The 17,108-nt window shown below is 65.6% G+C and carries 14 protein-coding genes; 6 read left to right on the forward strand and 8 right to left on the reverse strand.

The features are described from left to right. Window positions 1-70: 70 nt before the first annotated feature. The 5 genes from carA to grpE form a co-directional block, all read right to left on the reverse strand. Complete coding sequence (carA, locus tag G7Z99_RS16560) at window positions 71-1,207, reverse strand: glutamine-hydrolyzing carbamoyl-phosphate synthase small subunit (protein WP_181095682.1); 1,137 nt, start codon at window positions 1,205-1,207, stop codon at window positions 71-73. A gap of 497 nt (window positions 1,208-1,704) precedes the next feature. After that, the gene (gene dapB / locus G7Z99_RS16565) at window positions 1,705-2,511 is read right to left on the reverse strand and encodes a 4-hydroxy-tetrahydrodipicolinate reductase (RefSeq protein ID WP_060392471.1); all 807 of its coding nucleotides are present in this window, start codon (window positions 2,509-2,511) and stop codon (window positions 1,705-1,707) included. A 13-nt stretch (window positions 2,512-2,524) separates the two neighbouring features. Then, window positions 2,525-3,649, reverse strand: coding sequence for a molecular chaperone DnaJ (gene dnaJ, locus G7Z99_RS16570; RefSeq protein ID WP_181095684.1), 1,125 nt, complete (start codon window positions 3,647-3,649; stop codon window positions 2,525-2,527). 210 nt (window positions 3,650-3,859) lie between these two features. Continuing rightward, window positions 3,860-5,785: a molecular chaperone DnaK gene (gene dnaK, locus G7Z99_RS16575; RefSeq protein WP_181095686.1), complete on the reverse strand. Its 1,926-nt coding sequence runs from the start codon at window positions 5,783-5,785 to the stop codon at window positions 3,860-3,862. A gap of 101 nt (window positions 5,786-5,886) precedes the next feature. Further along, a complete protein-coding gene (grpE, locus tag G7Z99_RS16580) occupies window positions 5,887-6,447 on the reverse strand; it encodes a nucleotide exchange factor GrpE (protein WP_181095688.1) in 561 nt (186 codons plus the stop codon). 296 nt (window positions 6,448-6,743) lie between these two features. On the opposite strand from grpE, the gene recN reads away from it, so the two are divergent. Beyond that, on the forward strand, window positions 6,744-8,414 hold the full coding sequence (recN, locus tag G7Z99_RS16585; protein WP_181095690.1) for a DNA repair protein RecN: 1,671 nt from the start codon (window positions 6,744-6,746) through the stop codon (window positions 8,412-8,414). 178 nt (window positions 8,415-8,592) lie between these two features. Here recN and fur read toward each other — a convergent pair whose 3' ends face one another. After that, entirely contained in the window at window positions 8,593-9,000 is a 408-nt protein-coding gene (fur, locus tag G7Z99_RS16590; protein ID WP_060392466.1) for a ferric iron uptake transcriptional regulator, read from the reverse strand. 97 nt (window positions 9,001-9,097) lie between these two features. Between fur and G7Z99_RS16595 the strand changes: the two genes are divergently transcribed. Continuing rightward, window positions 9,098-9,625, forward strand: a complete 528-nt coding sequence (locus G7Z99_RS16595; RefSeq protein ID WP_181095692.1) for an outer membrane protein assembly factor BamE — start codon at window positions 9,098-9,100, stop codon at window positions 9,623-9,625. Between the two features lie 80 nt (window positions 9,626-9,705). On the opposite strand, the gene G7Z99_RS16600 is transcribed toward G7Z99_RS16595, so the two are convergent. Then, complete coding sequence (locus G7Z99_RS16600; protein WP_181095694.1) at window positions 9,706-10,140, reverse strand: type II toxin-antitoxin system RatA family toxin; 435 nt, start codon at window positions 10,138-10,140, stop codon at window positions 9,706-9,708. 160 nt (window positions 10,141-10,300) lie between these two features. Here G7Z99_RS16600 and smpB point away from each other — a divergent pair, with 160 nt between their 5' ends. Then, a complete protein-coding gene (gene smpB / locus G7Z99_RS16605; RefSeq protein ID WP_181095696.1) occupies window positions 10,301-10,783 on the forward strand; it encodes an SsrA-binding protein SmpB in 483 nt (160 codons plus the stop codon). A 317-nt stretch (window positions 10,784-11,100) separates the two neighbouring features. Here the strand turns inward: smpB and G7Z99_RS16610 are convergent, their stop codons facing one another. Then, window positions 11,101-11,868, reverse strand: coding sequence for an FCD domain-containing protein (locus tag G7Z99_RS16610; RefSeq protein ID WP_181095698.1), 768 nt, complete (start codon window positions 11,866-11,868; stop codon window positions 11,101-11,103). Window positions 11,869-12,094: 226 nt separating this feature from the next. Here G7Z99_RS16610 and G7Z99_RS16615 point away from each other — a divergent pair, with 226 nt between their 5' ends. The 3 genes from G7Z99_RS16615 to G7Z99_RS16625 all read left to right on the forward strand — a co-directional run. Continuing rightward, complete coding sequence (locus G7Z99_RS16615; protein WP_181095700.1) at window positions 12,095-13,759, forward strand: lactate permease LctP family transporter; 1,665 nt, start codon at window positions 12,095-12,097, stop codon at window positions 13,757-13,759. 66 nt (window positions 13,760-13,825) lie between these two features. Beyond that, window positions 13,826-14,971, forward strand: coding sequence for an FMN-dependent L-lactate dehydrogenase LldD (gene lldD, locus G7Z99_RS16620; RefSeq protein WP_181095702.1), 1,146 nt, complete (start codon window positions 13,826-13,828; stop codon window positions 14,969-14,971). Between the two features lie 73 nt (window positions 14,972-15,044). Then, on the forward strand, window positions 15,045-17,108 hold a 2,064-nt coding region (locus tag G7Z99_RS16625; protein WP_181095704.1), incomplete at its 3' end, for an FAD-binding and (Fe-S)-binding domain-containing protein.

Consider the following 17,108-nt stretch of genomic DNA (forward strand, 5'->3'; position numbering starts at 1 on the left):
TCTTGAACGATCTTGGTCGGGCGCGTCCGGACGCGGCGCGTGCCGGTCCGGGAGCCCTGGAGCAGGATGCTTAGCGGCGCTTGGCCATGGCATCGATGAAGCGGTCGAACAGCGGCGCGACGTCGGTCGGCCCTGGGCTCGCCTCAGGGTGGCCCTGGAAGCTGAACGCGCTCTTGTCGGTACGCTCGATGCCTTGCAGGGTGCCGTCGAACAGCGACTTGTGGATGGCGCGCACGTTGCCCGGCAGGGTCGCTTCGTCGACGGCGAAGCCGTGGTTCTGGCTGGTGATCATCACCACGCCGGAGTCGATGTCCTGCACCGGGTGGTTGGCGCCGTGGTGACCGTGGCCCATCTTCACCGTCTTGGCACCGGAGGCCAGGGCCAGCAGCTGGTGACCCAGGCAGATGCCGAAGACCGGGATGTCGGTTTCGAGGATGTCCTTGATCGCCTGGATCGCGTAATCGCACGGCTCGGGATCGCCAGGGCCGTTGGAGAGGAACACGCCGTCGGGGTTCAGCGCCAGCACTTCGCTGGCCGGGGTCTGTGCCGGCACGACGGTCAGGCGGCAACCGCGGTCGACCATCATGCGCAGGATGTTGACCTTGACGCCGTAGTCGAAGGCGACGACGTGGTGCGGCAGTTCGGCGGCATCGACGGTCGGGTGGCTGTCGGTCTTGAGGTCCCAGACACCGGAGCGCCACTCGTAGCGCTCCTTGGTGCTGACGACCTTGGCCAGGTCCATGCCTTTCAGGCCCGGGAAACCGCGTGCCGCAGCGATCGCCGCTTCCTCGGTGATGTCGTCACCGGCCAGGATGCAACCGTTCTGGGCGCCCTTCTCACGCAGGATGCGGGTCAGGCGACGGGTGTCGATGCCGGCGATGGCGACGACGTTGTTGGCCTTGAGGTAATCGGACAGCGACTGGGTGTTGCGCCAGTTGCTGGCCAGCAGCGGCAGGTCACGGATGACCAGGCCGGCGGACCAGACGCGGTCGGACTCGGCGTCTTCGGCCGTGGTGCCGGTGTTGCCGATGTGAGGGTAGGTCAGGGTGACGATCTGCTGGGCGTAGGAAGGGTCCGTGAGAATTTCCTGGTAGCCGGTCATTGCGGTGTTGAACACCACCTCACCAACGGTCTGCCCGTCGGCTCCAATGGCTTCACCGCGAAAAATGCTGCCATCGGCAAGGGCGAGTATGGCTGGCTTAGTCAAGAAGACCTCCCGTAAATCAAGCCTGAAAGGGCGATCGCAGGTTGCAAAAAAGCGGAATGACGTATGGACACGTCACTCCGCTTTAATATGCTGATTATCTGCGCGCTTTTAGTGGACACACTAAAGCTGTAGCTTACAGGAATGAGTGTTTTGGGTCTACCGGATATGTGCCTGAAAAACACGGGATGGCGACATGGGTGGGGCGTGGGGCTTGTTTGTGTGGCAGGCCTGGAGAAGAGTTGCGGGCTTTTGCGGGTCCTGCGGACCCGATCGCGGCCGGTCCGGCGCCCCGGCGGGGGCCGCTCCCACACCCGTAGCCACGCCGCGGTGAGGCAGGCTATCGCAGCTCTCTGTAGGAGCGGCCCCTGCGCCGCGATCGGGTCCGCAGGACCCGTAAACCCGCCACACCGTCGCCGATATGGCCCACACACGCACCGCCCTGCCGAAAAACACAGCAAGCACCCACCCCTCTCGGCCCAGGCACCTGCCGCCCTCGGTCAACGCAGGTCCAGCACGTCCTGCATGTCATACAACCCAGGCGCGCGCCCATCCAGCCACAGCGCAGCACGGACCGCACCCTTGGCGAAGGTCATGCGGCTGGAGGCCTTGTGGGTGATCTCCACGCGCTCGCCCTCGGCGGCGAACAGCACGGTGTGATCGCCGACCACATCGCCCGCACGCACGGTGGCAAAGCCGATGGTCTTGCGATCGCGCGCGCCGGTCTGGCCTTCGCGACCGTACACGGCCACTTCGTCCAGGTCACGGCCCAGCGCCTGGGCCACGACTTCACCCATGCGCAACGCAGTGCCGGACGGCGCATCGACCTTGTGCCGGTGGTGCGCCTCGAGGATCTCGATGTCCACCTCGTCACCCAGCACGCGCGCGGCCGTGTCCAGCAGCTTGAGGCAGAGGTTGACGCCGATGCTGAAGTTGGCGGCGAAGACGATCGGAATCTCCTTGCCCGCCTCGGCCAGCAAGGCCTTCTCGTCGGTGGTGAAGCCCGTGGTGCCGATCACCATGGCCTTGCCTGCCTTGCGGCAGAACGCCAGGTTCTTCAGGGTCACCGACGGGTGCGTGAAGTCGATGAGCACATCGAATTCGTCCGCCACCTTGGCCAGGTCACCGCACAGGGGCACACCGATCCGGCCCAGTGCTGCGAGCTCGCCGGCATCGGCACCGACCAGCGAGCTGTCGGGCTTGTCGACCGCTGCCGTCAGACCCGCGCTTGGCGCCTGCTGCTGCACGGCCTCGATGAGCGTCTTGCCCATCCGCCCTGCCGCGCCCATCACCGCAATACGTCGCATGTCGTGTTCCTTGTCAGAGATCGCCGAAGAAGCGCTTCACGCCGTCGAACCAGCCACTGGCCTTGGGCGAGTGAGAACTGTCGACCTGCAGCGAATCGCGCAGCTCTTCGAGCAGCTCGCGCTGGCGACGGCTGAGGTTGACCGGGGTCTCCACGGCCACACGGCACAACAGGTCGCCCGGCGCACCGCCACGCACGGGGGCCACGCCCTTGCCGCGCAGACGGAATTGCTTGCCGGTCTGGGTGCCTTCCGGGATCTTCAACTTGACCCGGCCATCGAGCGTCGGCACTTCAAGCTCACCGCCCAGGGCCGCTTCGATGAAGCTGATCGGCACTTCGCAGTACAGGTGCTTGCCGTCACGCTGGAAGATCGAGTGCTCACGCACGCTGATGACCACGTACAGGTCGCCCGTCGGGCCACCCTGGGCACCGGCTTCGCCTTCTCCGGACAGACGGATGCGATCGCCCGTGTCGACCCCTGGCGGCACTTTCACCGACAGCGTCTTGTACTCTTCGACGCGCCCTTCGCCCTGGCAGGCCGTGCACGGATCGCTGATGATCTTGCCCTGGCCGTGGCAACGCGGGCAGGTCTGCTGCACCGAGAAGAACCCCTGCTGCATGCGCACCTGACCGATGCCGCCACAGGTCGGGCAGGAAATCGGCGAAGAGCCCTTCTTGGCCCCGGTGCCATCGCAGGGGGTGCAGTTGACCAGGGTCGGCACACGGATGCTGACCGTGGTGCCGCGCACCGCTTCTTCCAGGTTCAGTTCGAGGGTGTAGCGCAGGTCGCTGCCACGCTGGGCGCCACCGCGACCGCCGCCCCGGCCACCGCCGAAGAAGTCGCTGAAGACATCGCCGAAGATGTCCGAGAAGTTCGCGCCGCCGAAACCGGCGCCGCCGCCACCCATGCTCGGGTCGACGCCGGCGTGGCCATACTGGTCGTAAGCGGCACGTTTGCTGGCGTCGGACAGGACCTCGTAGGCCTCGTTGGCCTCCTTGAACTGGTCCTCGGACTCCTTGTCACCCGGGTTACGGTCCGGGTGGTACTTCATCGCCAGGCGGCGATAGGCCTTCTTGAGGTCAGCTTCACTGGCGCCGCGCTCGACACCCAGCACCTCATAATAATCACGCTTTGCCATAGGTCATTTGCACTCTTGAGGGCGTTCGGCAAACCTCTGCGCATCATGCGCCGTGCCGACAGCACCTGCCGCCACACTCGGAAGCGCCCAGACAGATGCCGTAAAAATTCTCGTGTTCCAGACACGCCAACGCGGGAGCAAGCCCCCGCGCGGCGACATCCTACCAGCTGATCGCCTCATGGCGATCAACCGGCCGACAACTTGCAGGGATTACTGCTTGTTGTTGTCTTTCACTTCTTCGAACTCGGCGTCGACCACGTCGTCCTTGCGCGCTTCGGGCTCAGCCTGCTGCTGGGCACCGCCTTGCGCCTGCTCGCCTTGCTCGGCGTACATCTTCTGCGCGACCGGCGCGGAGACCTTGGACAGCTCCTCGACCTTGGCGTCGATGGCAGCCTTGTCGTCGCCTTTCAGGGCGGCTTCCAGGGCAACCACGGCGGCTTCGATCGCGGACTTCTCGTCGGCCGTCACCTTGTCGCCGGCGTCGGTGACCATCTTGCGGGTCGAGTGGACCAGCGCGTCACCCTGGTTGCGGGCAGCGACCAGCTCTTCGAACTTGCGGTCTTCCTCGGCGTTGGCCTCGGCGTCACGCACCATGCGCTCGATCTCGTCGTCCGACAGACCGGAGTTGGCCTTGATGACGATCGACTGCTGCTTGCCGGTGGCCTTGTCCTTGGCACCGACGTGCAGGATGCCGTTGGCGTCGATATCGAAGGTCACTTCGATCTGTGGCACGCCGCGTGGTGCTGGCGGGATGTCGGCCAGGTCGAACTTGCCCAGGGACTTGTTCTGCGACGCCTGCTTGCGCTCGCCCTGCAGCACGTGAATGGTCACGGCGTTCTGGTTGTCGTCGGCGGTCGAGAACACCTGCGACTTCTTGGTCGGGATGGTGGTGTTCTTCTCGATCAGCGCGGTCATCACGCCACCCATGGTTTCGATACCCAGGGTCAGCGGGCTGACGTCCAGCAGCAGCACGTCCTTCACGTCACCGGCCAGTACGGCGCCCTGGATGGCAGCACCCATGGCGACGGCTTCGTCGGGGTTGACGTCCTTGCGCGCTTCCTTGCCGAAGAAGTCGGCCACGGCCTTCTGCACCATCGGCATACGGGTCTGGCCACCGACCAGGATCACGTCGTCGATCTTGCTGGCGTCGATGCCGGCGTCCTTCAGGGCGATGCGGCAAGGCTCGATGGTACGCTTGACCAGGTCTTCGACCAGCGATTCCAGCTTGGCGCGGGAGATCTTGACGTTCAAGTGCTTCGGACCGGTCGCATCAGCGGTGATGTACGGCAGGTTGACGTCGGTCGACTGGGCCGAGGACAGCTCGATCTTGGCTTTTTCAGCAGCTTCTTTCAGACGCTGCAGGGCCAGTGGATCGTTCTTCAGGTCCATGCCGGACTCTTTCTTGAACTCGTCGACGAGGTAGTCGATCAGGCGCATGTCGAAGTCTTCGCCACCCAGGAAGGTGTCGCCGTTGGTGGCCAGTACTTCGAACTGGTGCTCACCGTCGACTTCGGCGATTTCGATGACCGAGACGTCGAAGGTACCACCACCGAGGTCATAGACGATCACGGTGTGGTCGCCCTTGGCCTTGTCCATGCCGTAGGCCAGGGCCGCGGCGGTCGGTTCGTTGATGATGCGCTTGACGTCCAGACCGGCGATGCGGCCGGCGTCCTTGGTGGCCTGACGCTGGCTGTCGTTGAAGTACGCCGGTACGGTGATGACCGCTTCGGTCACCGCTTCGCCGAGGTAGTCTTCGGCGGTCTTCTTCATCTTCTTCAGGACTTCGGCGCTGATCTGCGGCGGCGCCATTTCCTTGCCGGAGGCTTCGACCCAGGCATCACCGTTGTTCGCCTTGACGATCTTGTACGGCACCAGCTTGATGTCTTTCTGCACGACGTCTTCTTCGAAGCGACGGCCGATCAGGCGCTTCACCGCGAACAGGGTGTTGTGCGGGTTGGTCACGGCCTGACGCTTGGCGGACTGGCCGACCAGGATCTCGCCGTCGTTGGCGTAGGCGACGATGGACGGCGTGGTACGCGCGCCTTCGGCGTTCTCGATGACCTTGACGTTACCGTTTTCGAGGATGGAAACACACGAGTTGGTGGTCCCCAGGTCGATACCGATGATCTTGCCCATGTAAACTCTCCCGAAACTTGAATTAGGTTACAGCGGCGGCTGAGGCCAACTGCGGCAATACGTGAGTGCTTGACACCTAGATGGGGATGCCCGGAAGGATTTCAAGCCTTTTCATCGATAGAAGGTTGCGGCGCGCTCGGCGCCTTGCTGACCACCACCATGGCGGGGCGCAGCAGACGGCCATTGAGCAGGTAGCCCTTCTGGAACACCTTGAGCACGCTGTTGGGCTCGACCTCGGCGCTTTCCTGCATGGCCATGGCCTGGTGGTGCTCGGCGTTGAACGGCTCGCCGTGCGGGTCGATCGGCTGCAGGTTGTAACGCGCCAGGGTGTCGCTGAACATCTTCAGGGTCAGCTCGATGCCTTCGCGCATCGGCTTGATGGTCTCGTCGTCGGCGCTGGACAGCTCCAGGCCGCGCTCGAGGCTGTCGATCACCGGCAGCAGGTCGCCTGCGAACTTCTCCAGCGCGAACTTGTGCGCCTTCTCGACATCCTGCTCGGCGCGGCGGCGCACGTTCTGCAAGTCCGCGACGGCGCGCAGGGATTGATCCTGGGCGGCGGCCAGCTGCTCCTCGAGCACCTGGACGCGGGCACCGAGCTCGTCTGCGCCGGTTTCGTCGACGTTGCCGTTAAGGATGTTTTCGTCCAGCTGTTCGTCAGCCATGGTCTCTCTCCTGCGCAAATGGGTCTGTGCGAGGCGTGCTCGCTGGTCTGCCGGATATATGGGGGCTGAAATGCCAGCTTCAAGGGCTGACCGCCCGTCGTGATCGGCGTGCTGGGTTCGACCTCGCGAACCGGCATGGCGCTCACAAAATCTCGGCCTGGCGCGCGTCTTCGCCCGTCGCGTGCAACACCCTGCCAAACACCACTCGGCCAGCGGGCATTGCCACGCTTTCGCGCGGACTGTATAAATAACCAGACCTGAATGTATAACCAGATCTGACCCCTCGGGAGCCGCCCATGCTGGTGCATCTGTCGATCCACAACTACGCCATCGTCGAACACCTGGACCTCGAGCTCGCGCGCGGCATGAGCGTCATCACCGGCGAAACCGGCGCCGGCAAGTCGATCATGCTCGATGCGCTGGGCCTGGCCCTGGGCGATCGCGCCGACTGCGGGGTGGTTCGTCCGGGCGCCGACAAGGCCGACATCCTCGCCACCTTCGACCTGATCGACATTCCCGAGGCGCACGCCTGGCTGGTCGCGCGCGACCTGGAGCAGGACGGCCCTTGCATCCTGCGCCGCGTCATCACCGCCGAGGGGCGCAGCCGTGGCTACATCAATGGCACGCCCTGCCCACTCGGCGACCTGAAGGCCCTCGGCGAGCTGCTGATCGACATTCACAGCCAGCACGAGCACCAGTCCCTGCTCAAGACCGACACCCATCGCCGCCTGCTCGACGAATACGCCGGCGCCAGCGACCTGGCCCGCCAGGTGCACCTGGCGGCCCAGCGCTGGCGGCAGACGCGTCAGGAGCTGGAGCGGCTGTCCAACTCCAGCGATGAACAGCGTGCGCGTCACCAGCTGCTCAGCTACCAGCTCGAGGAGCTCGAGAACCTCAACCTGGGCGAGAACGAGCTGGAGCTGCTCGAGCAGGAGCACAAGAACCTCACCAACGCCGAGGCCCTGTTCGGGGTCTGCCGGCAGGTCATCGACCAGTGCAGCGAAAGCGACTCGGGCAACGTGCTCAGCGTGCTGACCGCCTGCCTCAGCCGGCTGGGCAACACCGGCGACGGGCCCAAGGCGCTGGGCGAAGCGGCCAACCTGATCGCCAGTGCGCAGATCCAGATCGAAGAAGCGGTCGGCGAACTCAACCGCTTCCTCGACCATTTCGATGCCGACCCGATGCGCCTGCAAACCCTCGAAGAGCGTCTCGACGCCCTGTACACCCTGGCGCGCAAGCACCGCGTGCAACCGAGCGAACTGCCCGAGCTGCAGCAGCGGCTGATCGATGAACTCGAAGGCCTCAACGCCAGCGACGAGTCGGTCGAACGCCTGGGCGACGAGCTGGCCGCGTACGCCAAGCACTACCAGCTCAAGGCCGCCGAACTCAGCGGTTTGCGCCACCAGGCTGCCGGCCAACTAGCCAATGCCGTCGAACAGGAGATCCAGCGGCTCGGCATGCCCGGCGGGCGCTTCCACATCGCGCTGACGCCACTGAACGGCGAGGATCTCTCGCCCCACGGCCTGGAGTCGGTCGAACTGCTGGTCAGCGCCAACCCGGGCCAACCGCTCAAGGGCCTGGCCAAAGTCGCTTCCGGGGGCGAGCTGTCACGAATCAGCCTGGCGATCCAGGTGATCACCGCGCAGACCTCGCGCATCCCGACCCTGGTGTTCGACGAAGTCGACGTCGGCATCGGTGGCCCGACGGCCGAGATCGTCGGGCAGTTGCTGCGGCGCCTGGGCGATCGCGGCCAGGTGCTGACGGTCACTCACCTGCCCCAGGTCGCGGCCCAAGGGCACCATCACCTGTTCGTGCACAAGGTTCGACACAGCGACACCACCCACACGGCAGTCGCCAACCTGGGCAAACGGGAGCGGGTAGAAGAGGTAGCACGCATGCTGGGCGGCATCGACCTGACCAAGGAATCCCTGGCCCATGCACGCAAGATGGTCGTCAGCGGTAAATAAGGAAGAAAGGCCCGGCAGGGGCGCCATGAGGCGCCGCCTGCCGGGGGGGTGTCGCCGATACGCTAGGCCTGGACGGGAAGCGCCGCCCCGATCCCTTGAGACGCTGACCGGCTCCCGGTCATCCAGTGTGGGCGGCACCGGCCGTCACACCGCCCTCGCCGCCCCGTATCACCTCAGATCACGCCTTCTTGGCGCGGATGTACAGGACCAGGTTGTGGTCCACCAGTTCGTAGCCGTGCTCCTGCACGATCTCCTTCTGACGCCGTTCGATCTCTGCGTCGAAGAACTCGATGACCTCGCCGGAATCCACGTTGACCATATGGTCGTGGTGGCCGCCATCCGCCAGTTCGAACACGGCATGGCCGCCATCGAAGTTATGACGCACGACCAGGCCAGCCGCTTCGAACTGGGTCAGGACACGGTAAACGGTCGCCAGACCCACGTCCTCGCCGGCCTCCATCAGTGCCTTGTACACGTCCTCGGCGCTCATATGGCGCTGCTCGTTCAGGTCGAGCATCTGGAGGATCTTGACTCGAGGCAGTGTCACCTTGAGACCGGCTTTGCGTAATTCGCTATTTTCAACCATGGTCAGCTTTCTCGCCGATGCTGCTTCGCAGCTTCTCTTAATACGGGTATGATCGGGGTTTACGTTGTCCAGCCAAGATAGTGGAAGTCGCCCACCGATGCAAAACACCAAGCTCTTGCTAACCAGCCTCACCTTCGTGGGACTGCTCGCACTCGCCGGTTGCTCGTTTCCCGGGGTTTACAAAATCGACATCCAGCAGGGCAATGTCGTCACGCAGGACATGATAGACCAATTGCGCCCCGGAATGACCCGGCGCCAGGTAAGGTTTATCATGGGCAACCCGCTGCTTCAGGACACGTTCAACACCAATCGCTGGGATTATCTCTATACCCTGCAGCCTGGTGGTGGCCGACGTCAGCAAGAGCGCATGAGCGTGTTCTTCAATGACAGCGACCAACTGGTCAACCTCTCCGGCGACTTCATGCCCGGCGTGAGCAAGGACCAGGCGATCCTCGAGGGCAGCGGTGACACCACCCTGACCCCGGCCAGCGAACCAGGCCAGGCGCAGCCGGCCGAACAGCCAGCCAAGCCAGGCTCGCTCGAGGAGTCGATCCAGCGCGAGATCGACACCATCGAGACGACCCCGGTGCCGACGCCGGCACCGCTGGAAACGTCTCCGCAGTAAACTTCTCGCCGCGCGGGTCGCCTTGCCACCTGCGCTCGCTCGCAACGGCCCGTCCAGTCAATGGACGGGCCGTTGTGCATTCAGCCGTGCAATTGCTTGGCGCGCTGGCAGAAGGCGTCGACCAGGGTGTTGGCCGCCTGGTTGAACAGCGGCCCGAGGGTGGCCCGCACCAGGGGCCCGGCGTAGTCGAACGCCAGGTCCAGGCTGATCTTGCAGGCCTTGTCGCCCAGGGGCTTGAACACCCAGACACCGTGCAGCTGCGTGAACGGCCCTTCCTCGAGGTTCATCTCGATGGAGTGACCCGGCACCAGGGTGTTGCGGGTGACGAAATGCTGGCTCATCCCGCCCTTGGCCACCTCCAGCTTGGCGCGCATGTGCGTGTCGCTGGACTCGAGCACCGTCGCGGCCGAGCACCAGGGCAGGAACTGTGGATAGCTGGCCACATCATTGACCAGATCGTAGAGCGCCTGGGCGGGATAGGGCAGCAAGGCGGAACGTTGGATATGGGTAGTCAAAGCATCACTTCCAAAGCGGGGGCGGCAGCGCCATGTGGCGCCTCTGGACCTGTCCTGTAGGAAAGACAGTGCCAGCATTGTCCGGGTTTCGTCCGGCAGGCTCAAGCATGCAGAAATCCCGTAGCCGACAACGCGAACCGCTGCTTATAATGCCAACCCTATGGCTAAGCAAAAGAAACATCCGACCGGGACCATCGCGCAGAACAAGAAAGCGCGACACGATTACTTCATCGAACACAAGTTCGAGGCCGGACTGGTCCTGTCCGGTTGGGAAGTAAAAAGCCTGCGAGCGGGCAAGGCCCACCTGACGGACAGCTACGTGCTGCTCAAGGATGGCGAGGCCTGGCTGTTCGGCAGCCACATCACCCCCCTGACGGCGGCCAGCACCCACGTCATCGCCGACCCCCAGCGTACGCGCAAGCTGCTGCTGAACAAGCGCGAGCTCGAACGCGTCGAGGCCGCGGTGGCGCAGAAGGGCTACACCTGCGTGGCCCTGGCGCTGTACTGGAGCAAGCACCTGATCAAGTGCGAGATCGCGCTGGGCAAGGGCAAGAAGGAATACGACAAGCGCGACACCGAGCGCGAGCGCGACTCCAACCGCGAGATGCAGCGGGCCGTGCGGAGCAAGGGCAAGGACGACTGAGGTGGGCTTGGGTGGCGTGTAGCTGCCTGAGAGACCGTCGTGAGTCTGAACCTGGGACCAGGAGCAGCGCTGCTGTTTTAGTCGGCGGCGCTGGTTCTGTGGGCCCTGCGGGCCCAATCGCGGCCGGTCCGGCGCCCCGGCAGGGGCCGCTCCTACACCGGTCGTGGCGGCTCAGGCGAACGCGATTCCCTGTCAGGAGCGGTGGCTCAGGCGAACGTGATCTCCTGTAGGAGCGGCCCCTGTGCCGCGATCGGCCCTGCAAGGGCCGTAAAACCAGCCTACCCCTCTCTCACATCAATCCCCCCACGCACACCCCCTCACCGCCCACTGCGCCGCTCCGCCCGCGCCACCCGCTGGGCCTCCTGCTGCGCCTCCTGCAACACCTCCTGCACGTACAGAATGTGCTGGCTGGACACCTCCCGCGCCTCATCCGCCCGCCCTTCGACGATCGCCAGATACAATGCCCGATGCTGCGCGATCAGCATGTCCCGCGTCTCCGCCCGCTGCTGGTACATGCCACCGATGTTGGTCACCACGTTACGCTTGAGCAGGTCGAACAACCCACGAATCGTGTGCAACAGCACCGCGTTGTGGCTCGCCTCGGCGATCGCCAGGTGGAAACGCGCATCCGCCGCGCCCTCCTCTGCCCGACTCACCCGATCGACCCGCGAGTAGCAATCCTGCAGCGCATCGAACGCGGCCTTGAGCCGCTCGCGGTCCGGGTCGGTCGCGCGCTGGGCTGCGTAGTAGGCGCACGAGGCCTCCAGCGTGTGACGAAACTCCAGCAGATCGCGCTGCGCATCCCCACTGTGCTCGAGCAGGTTCAGCAGCGGATCGCTGAACGTCGAGCCCAATGACTCGGCCACATAGTTGCCGCCGCCCTGGCGACTGACCAGCAGCCCCTTGGCCACCAGCTTCTGGATCGCTTCACGCAGGGAAGGCCGCGACACGCCGAACTGCTCCGCCAGCGCACGCTCGGCCGGCAGGCGCTGCCCGGAAGTCAAGGTGCCCTCGAGAATCATCGCTTCCAGGCGCGCGACGATATCGTCGGACAACCGCCGCTGGCGAACCTGATCAAACACCATCTGACGCACTCCCTCACCACGCACTCACAGGCGCGCATTGTCGCTCATCCATCACCGGGCGACATCCACCCGCGCCACCGTCGATCGACTCACGACGAACGTCGACACCGAGACAAATTGACACACCCCGGGCGAGGCTTTTACCCTAACCACTCCACATTGTAAATTGGTATGACCAATTTACAATGCCAGCGCATGACCAACAACAATTAGGGGCCACCCCATTATGCAAACCTGGCAACAACTCTACGCGCCGCTTGGCAGCCTGGGCCTGTCCGCGCTCGCCGCCGTCATCCCGATCGTGTTCTTCTTCCTGGCCTTGGCGGTGTTCCGCCTCAAGGGCCATGTGGCCGGCAGCATCACCTTGGCGCTGTCGATCCTGGTGGCGATCTTCGCCTTCCAGATGCCCGCCGACATGGCCATCGCCGCTGCAGGCTACGGCTTCGCCTACGGCCTGTGGCCCATCGCCTGGATCATCATCGCCGCCGTGTTCCTCTACAAGCTCACGGTCAAGAGCGGCCAGTTCGAGGTCATTCGCAGCTCGGTGCTGTCGATCACCGACGACCAGCGCCTGCAGGTGCTGCTGATCGGTTTCTGCTTCGGGGCCTTCCTCGAAGGCGCGGCCGGGTTCGGCGCGCCCGTGGCCATCACCGCCGCGCTGCTGGTCGGCCTGGGCTTCAACCCGCTGTACGCCGCCGGCCTGTGCCTGATCGCCAACACCGCGCCCGTGGCCTTCGGCGCCCTGGGCATCCCGATCATCGTCGCCGGCCAGGTGACCGGTATCGACGCCTTCCACATCGGCGCCATGACCGGTCGCCAGCTGCCGCTGCTGTCGCTGTTCGTGCCGTTCTGGCTGGTGTTCATGATGGACGGCCTGCGCGGCGTGAAGGAAACCTGGCCCGCCGCGCTGGTGGCCGGCCTGAGCTTTGCCGTCACCCAGTACTTCACCTCCAACTTCATCGGCCCGGAGCTGCCGGACATCACCTCGGCCCTGGCCAGCCTGATCGCCCTGACCCTGTTCCTCAAGGTCTGGCAGCCCAAGCGCGCCATGACCAGCATGGCCGGCAGCACCGCCGCAGTCGCCGGTGGTGGTGGCATCCAGCCGAGCCCCTACAGCCTGGGCGAGATCTTCAAGGCCTGGTCGCCGTTCCTGATCCTCACCGTGCTGGTGACGATCTGGACCCTCAAGCCCTTCAAGGCTGCGTTCGCCTCGGGCGGTGCGATGTACGACTGGGTGTTCAACTTCGCCATCCCGCACCTCGACCAGCTGGTGATCAAGACCGCGCCGATCGTCGTCAACGCGACGCCCATGCCGGCCGTGTTCAAGCTCGACCCGATCTCCGCCACCGGCACCGCGATCTTCCTCTCCGCCCTGCTGTCGATGCTGGTGCTGAAGATCAACGTCAAAACTGGTCTGACCACTTTCAAGGAGACGCTGTACGAGCTGCGCTGGCCGATCCTGTCGATCGGCATGGTGCTGGCCTTCGCCTTCGTCACCAACTACTCGGGCATGTCGTCGACCATGGCCCTGGTCCTGGCCGGCACCGGCGCCGCGTTCCCGTTCTTCTCGCCGTTCCTCGGCTGGCTGGGCGTGTTCCTGACCGGCTCGGACACCTCGTCCAACGCCCTGTTCAGCTCGCTGCAGGCCACCACCGCCCACCAGATCGGCGTCAGCGACACCCTGCTGGTGGCCGCCAACACCAGCGGTGGCGTGACCGGCAAGATGATTTCGCCGCAGTCCATCGCCGTGGCCTGCGCCGCCACCGGGCTGGTCGGCAAGGAATCGGACCTGTTCCGCTTCACCCTCAAGCACAGCCTGTTCTTCGCCACCATCGTCGGCCTGATCACCTTGGTCCAGGCCTACTGGCTGACGGGTATGCTGGTGCACTGACGTGACGAACGCCGGGCGTGCACACCTGCGCCCGGCCTTTTCCCACCCCTCACGCTGCGAGATCCCATGATCATTTCCGCCTCGACCGACTACCGCGCAGCCGCTCAACGCAAGCTGCCACCGTTCCTGTTCCACTACGCCGACGGTGGCGCCTACGCCGAGCACACGCTGCGCCGCAACGTCCAGGACCTGGCCGACATCGCCCTGCGCCAGCGGGTGCTGAAGAACATGTCCGAGCTGAGCCTGGAAACCCGCCTGTTCAACGAGACCCTGAGCATGCCGGTGGCCCTGGCGCCGATCGGCTTGGCCGGGATGTACGCCCGCCGTGGCGAAGTGCAGGCCGCGCGCGCCGCCGCCAGCAAGGGTATCCCGTTCACCCTGTCCACCGTCTCGGTCTGCCCGATCGAGGAGGTCGCCACGGCCATCGACCGGCCGATGTGGTTCCAGCTCTACGTGCTCAAGGACCGCGGCTTCATGCGCAACGCCCTGGAGCGCGCCAAGGCCGCCGGGGTCAAGACGCTGGTGTTCACCGTCGACATGCCCGTGCCCGGTGCCCGCTACCGTGACGCCCACTCCGGCATGAGCGGCGCCAACGGCCCGCTGCGCCGCGTGCTGCAGGCCATGACCCACCCGCAGTGGGCCTGGGACGTCGGTATCAACGGCCGCCCCCATGACCTGGGCAACATCTCCGTGTACCGCGGCAACCCTACCGGCCTGGCCGACTACATCGGCTGGCTGGGCGCCAACTTCGACCCGTCGATCTCCTGGAAGGACCTGGAGTGGATCCGCGACACCTGGGACGGCCCGATGCTGATCAAGGGCATCCTCGACGCCGACGATGCCCGTGACGCAGTGCGCTTCGGCGCCGACGGCATCGTCGTCTCCAACCACGGTGGCCGCCAGCTCGATGGCGTGCTGTCCAGCGCCCGCGCGCTGCCGGCCATCGCCGATGCGGTCAAGGGCGACCTGACCATCCTCGCCGACTCCGGCATCCGCAGCGGCCTGGACGTGGTGCGCATGATCGCCCTCGGTGCCGACAGCGTGCTGATCGGCCGCGCCTTCCTCTATGCCCTGGCGACCCACGGCGAAGCCGGCGTGAAAAACCTGCTCGACCTGTTCGAAAAAGAAATGCGCGTGGCCATGGTGCTGACCGGGGCCAAGTCCATCAGCGAGATCAGCCGTGACTCGCTGGTGCGCGAACTGGGCGCCTGACCCCGCCCTTCACACCGCCTGATTGACCGGGGCACCTGTCGCGCCAGACGGCACGGCCCCGCGAGGAGACTGCATGAGCCTGCCCGCCACCTTCCTGCGCGACGCCGAACGCCTGATCCCGGCCGCGCGACGCTTCGACGACCCGACCTCGACCCTGGCCTTCGGCACCGATGCCAGCTTCTACCGGCTGATCCCCCAACTGGTGGTGCGCGTCGAGTCCGAAGACGAGGTGGTCGGCCTGCTCCACCTGGCCCAGCGCGACCGCGTCTCGGTGACCTTCCGCGCCGCCGGCACCAGCCTCTCCGGCCAGGCCATCAGCGACTCGGTGCTGATCGTGCTGGGCGACCAGTGGAACGGCCGGCAGATCCGCGACGACGGCGCGCAGATCCGCCTGCAACCCGGCGTCATCGGTGCCCAGGCCAATGCCTGGCTGGCCCCCTACGGGCGCAAGATCGGCCCGGACCCGGCCTCGATCAACGCCTGCAAGATTGGCGGCATCGTCGCCAACAACGCCAGCGGCATGTGCTGCGGCACCGCGCAGAACACCTACCACACCCTGGCCGGCCTGCGTCTGGTGCTGGCCGATGGCACCTGCCTGGACAGCGAAGACCCGGCCAGCGTCGCCGCCTTCGAGCGCAGCCATGCCCCGCTGCTCGCCGAACTGGCGCGCCTGGGCCGCGAGACCCGCGCCAACACCGCCCTGGGCGCGCGCATCCGCCACAAGTACCGCCTGAAGAACACCACCGGCCTGTCGCTCAACGCCCTGGTGGACTACGACCAGCCGCTGGACATCCTCTACCACCTGATGGTCGGCTCCGAAGGCACGCTCGGCTTCATCAGCGCCGTCACCTACGACACCGTGCCCGATCACCCGCACAAGGCCACCGCGCTGCTCGTCTTCACCGACGTCGAGAACTGCTGCAAGGCCGTGACCTTGCTCAAGCAGCAGCCGGTCTCCGCCGTCGAACTGCTCGACCGCCGCAGCCTGCGCTCGGTGCAGGACATGGTCGGCATGCCGGCCTGGGTCAAGGCACTCTCGGGCAGCGCCTGCGCCCTGCTGATCGAATCGCGCGCCGCCAGCCAGAGCCTGCTGCACGAACAGCTCGACCAGATCCGCGCCGCCATCGCCCACTTCCCCCTGGAGCAGAAGGTCGACTTCAGCGAAGACCCGGGCATGTACAACCTGCTGTGGAAGATCCGCAAAGACACCTTCCCCGCCGTCGGCGCCGTGCGCCAGACCGGCACCACGGTGATCATCGAGGACGTCACCTTCCCCGTCGAGCAACTGGCCGAAGGCGTCAACCGGCTGATCCAGCTGTTCGAACGGCACCGCTACGACGAGGCGATCATCTTCGGCCACGCGCTGGAGGGCAACCTGCACTTCGTCTTCACCCAGGGCTTCAACAGCCCGGCCGAAGTGGCGCGCTACCAGGCCTTCATGGACGACGTCGCCCAGTTGGTCGCCGTGGAATTCGGCGGCTCGCTCAAGGCCGAACACGGCACCGGCCGCAACATGGCGCCCTTCGTCGAGCTCGAATGGGGCCAGGACGCCTACCAGCTGATGTGGACGCTCAAGCGCCTGCTCGACCCCAACGGCATCCTCAACCCCGACGTGGTGCTCAGCGACGACCCGCAGATTCACCTCAAGCACCTCAAACCACTGCCTGCCGCCGACGCGATCGTCGACAAGTGCATCGAGTGCGGTTTCTGCGAGCCGGTGTGCCCGTCCAAGGGCCTGACCCTCAGCCCACGCCAGCGCATCGTCATGTGGCGCGACATCCAGGCCCGCCAGCGCGCCGGCGAAGACACCCGCGAGCTGATGCAGGCCTACCAGTACCAGGGCATCGACACCTGCGCCGCCACCGGCCTGTGCGCCCAGCGCTGTCCGGTCGGCATCAACACGGGCGAACTGGTGAAGAAGCTCCGCGCCCAAGCCGCCTCGCACGCCAAGACCGCCGATTGGCTCGCCGACCACTTCCATACCACCCTGCGCGGCGCCCGCCTGACCCTGGCCGCTGCCCACGGTGCCCGCGCACTGCTCGGCGCCCCACGCCTGGCCCGCCTCAGCGCCACCCTGCGCCGGGCCAGCGGCGACCGCCTGCCCCAGTGGACCCCGGCCCTGCCCCAGCCCCTGCGC

Source organism: Pseudomonas entomophila (genome assembly GCF_013523165.1).
Lineage (GTDB): Bacteria > Pseudomonadota > Gammaproteobacteria > Pseudomonadales > Pseudomonadaceae > Aquipseudomonas > Aquipseudomonas entomophila_A.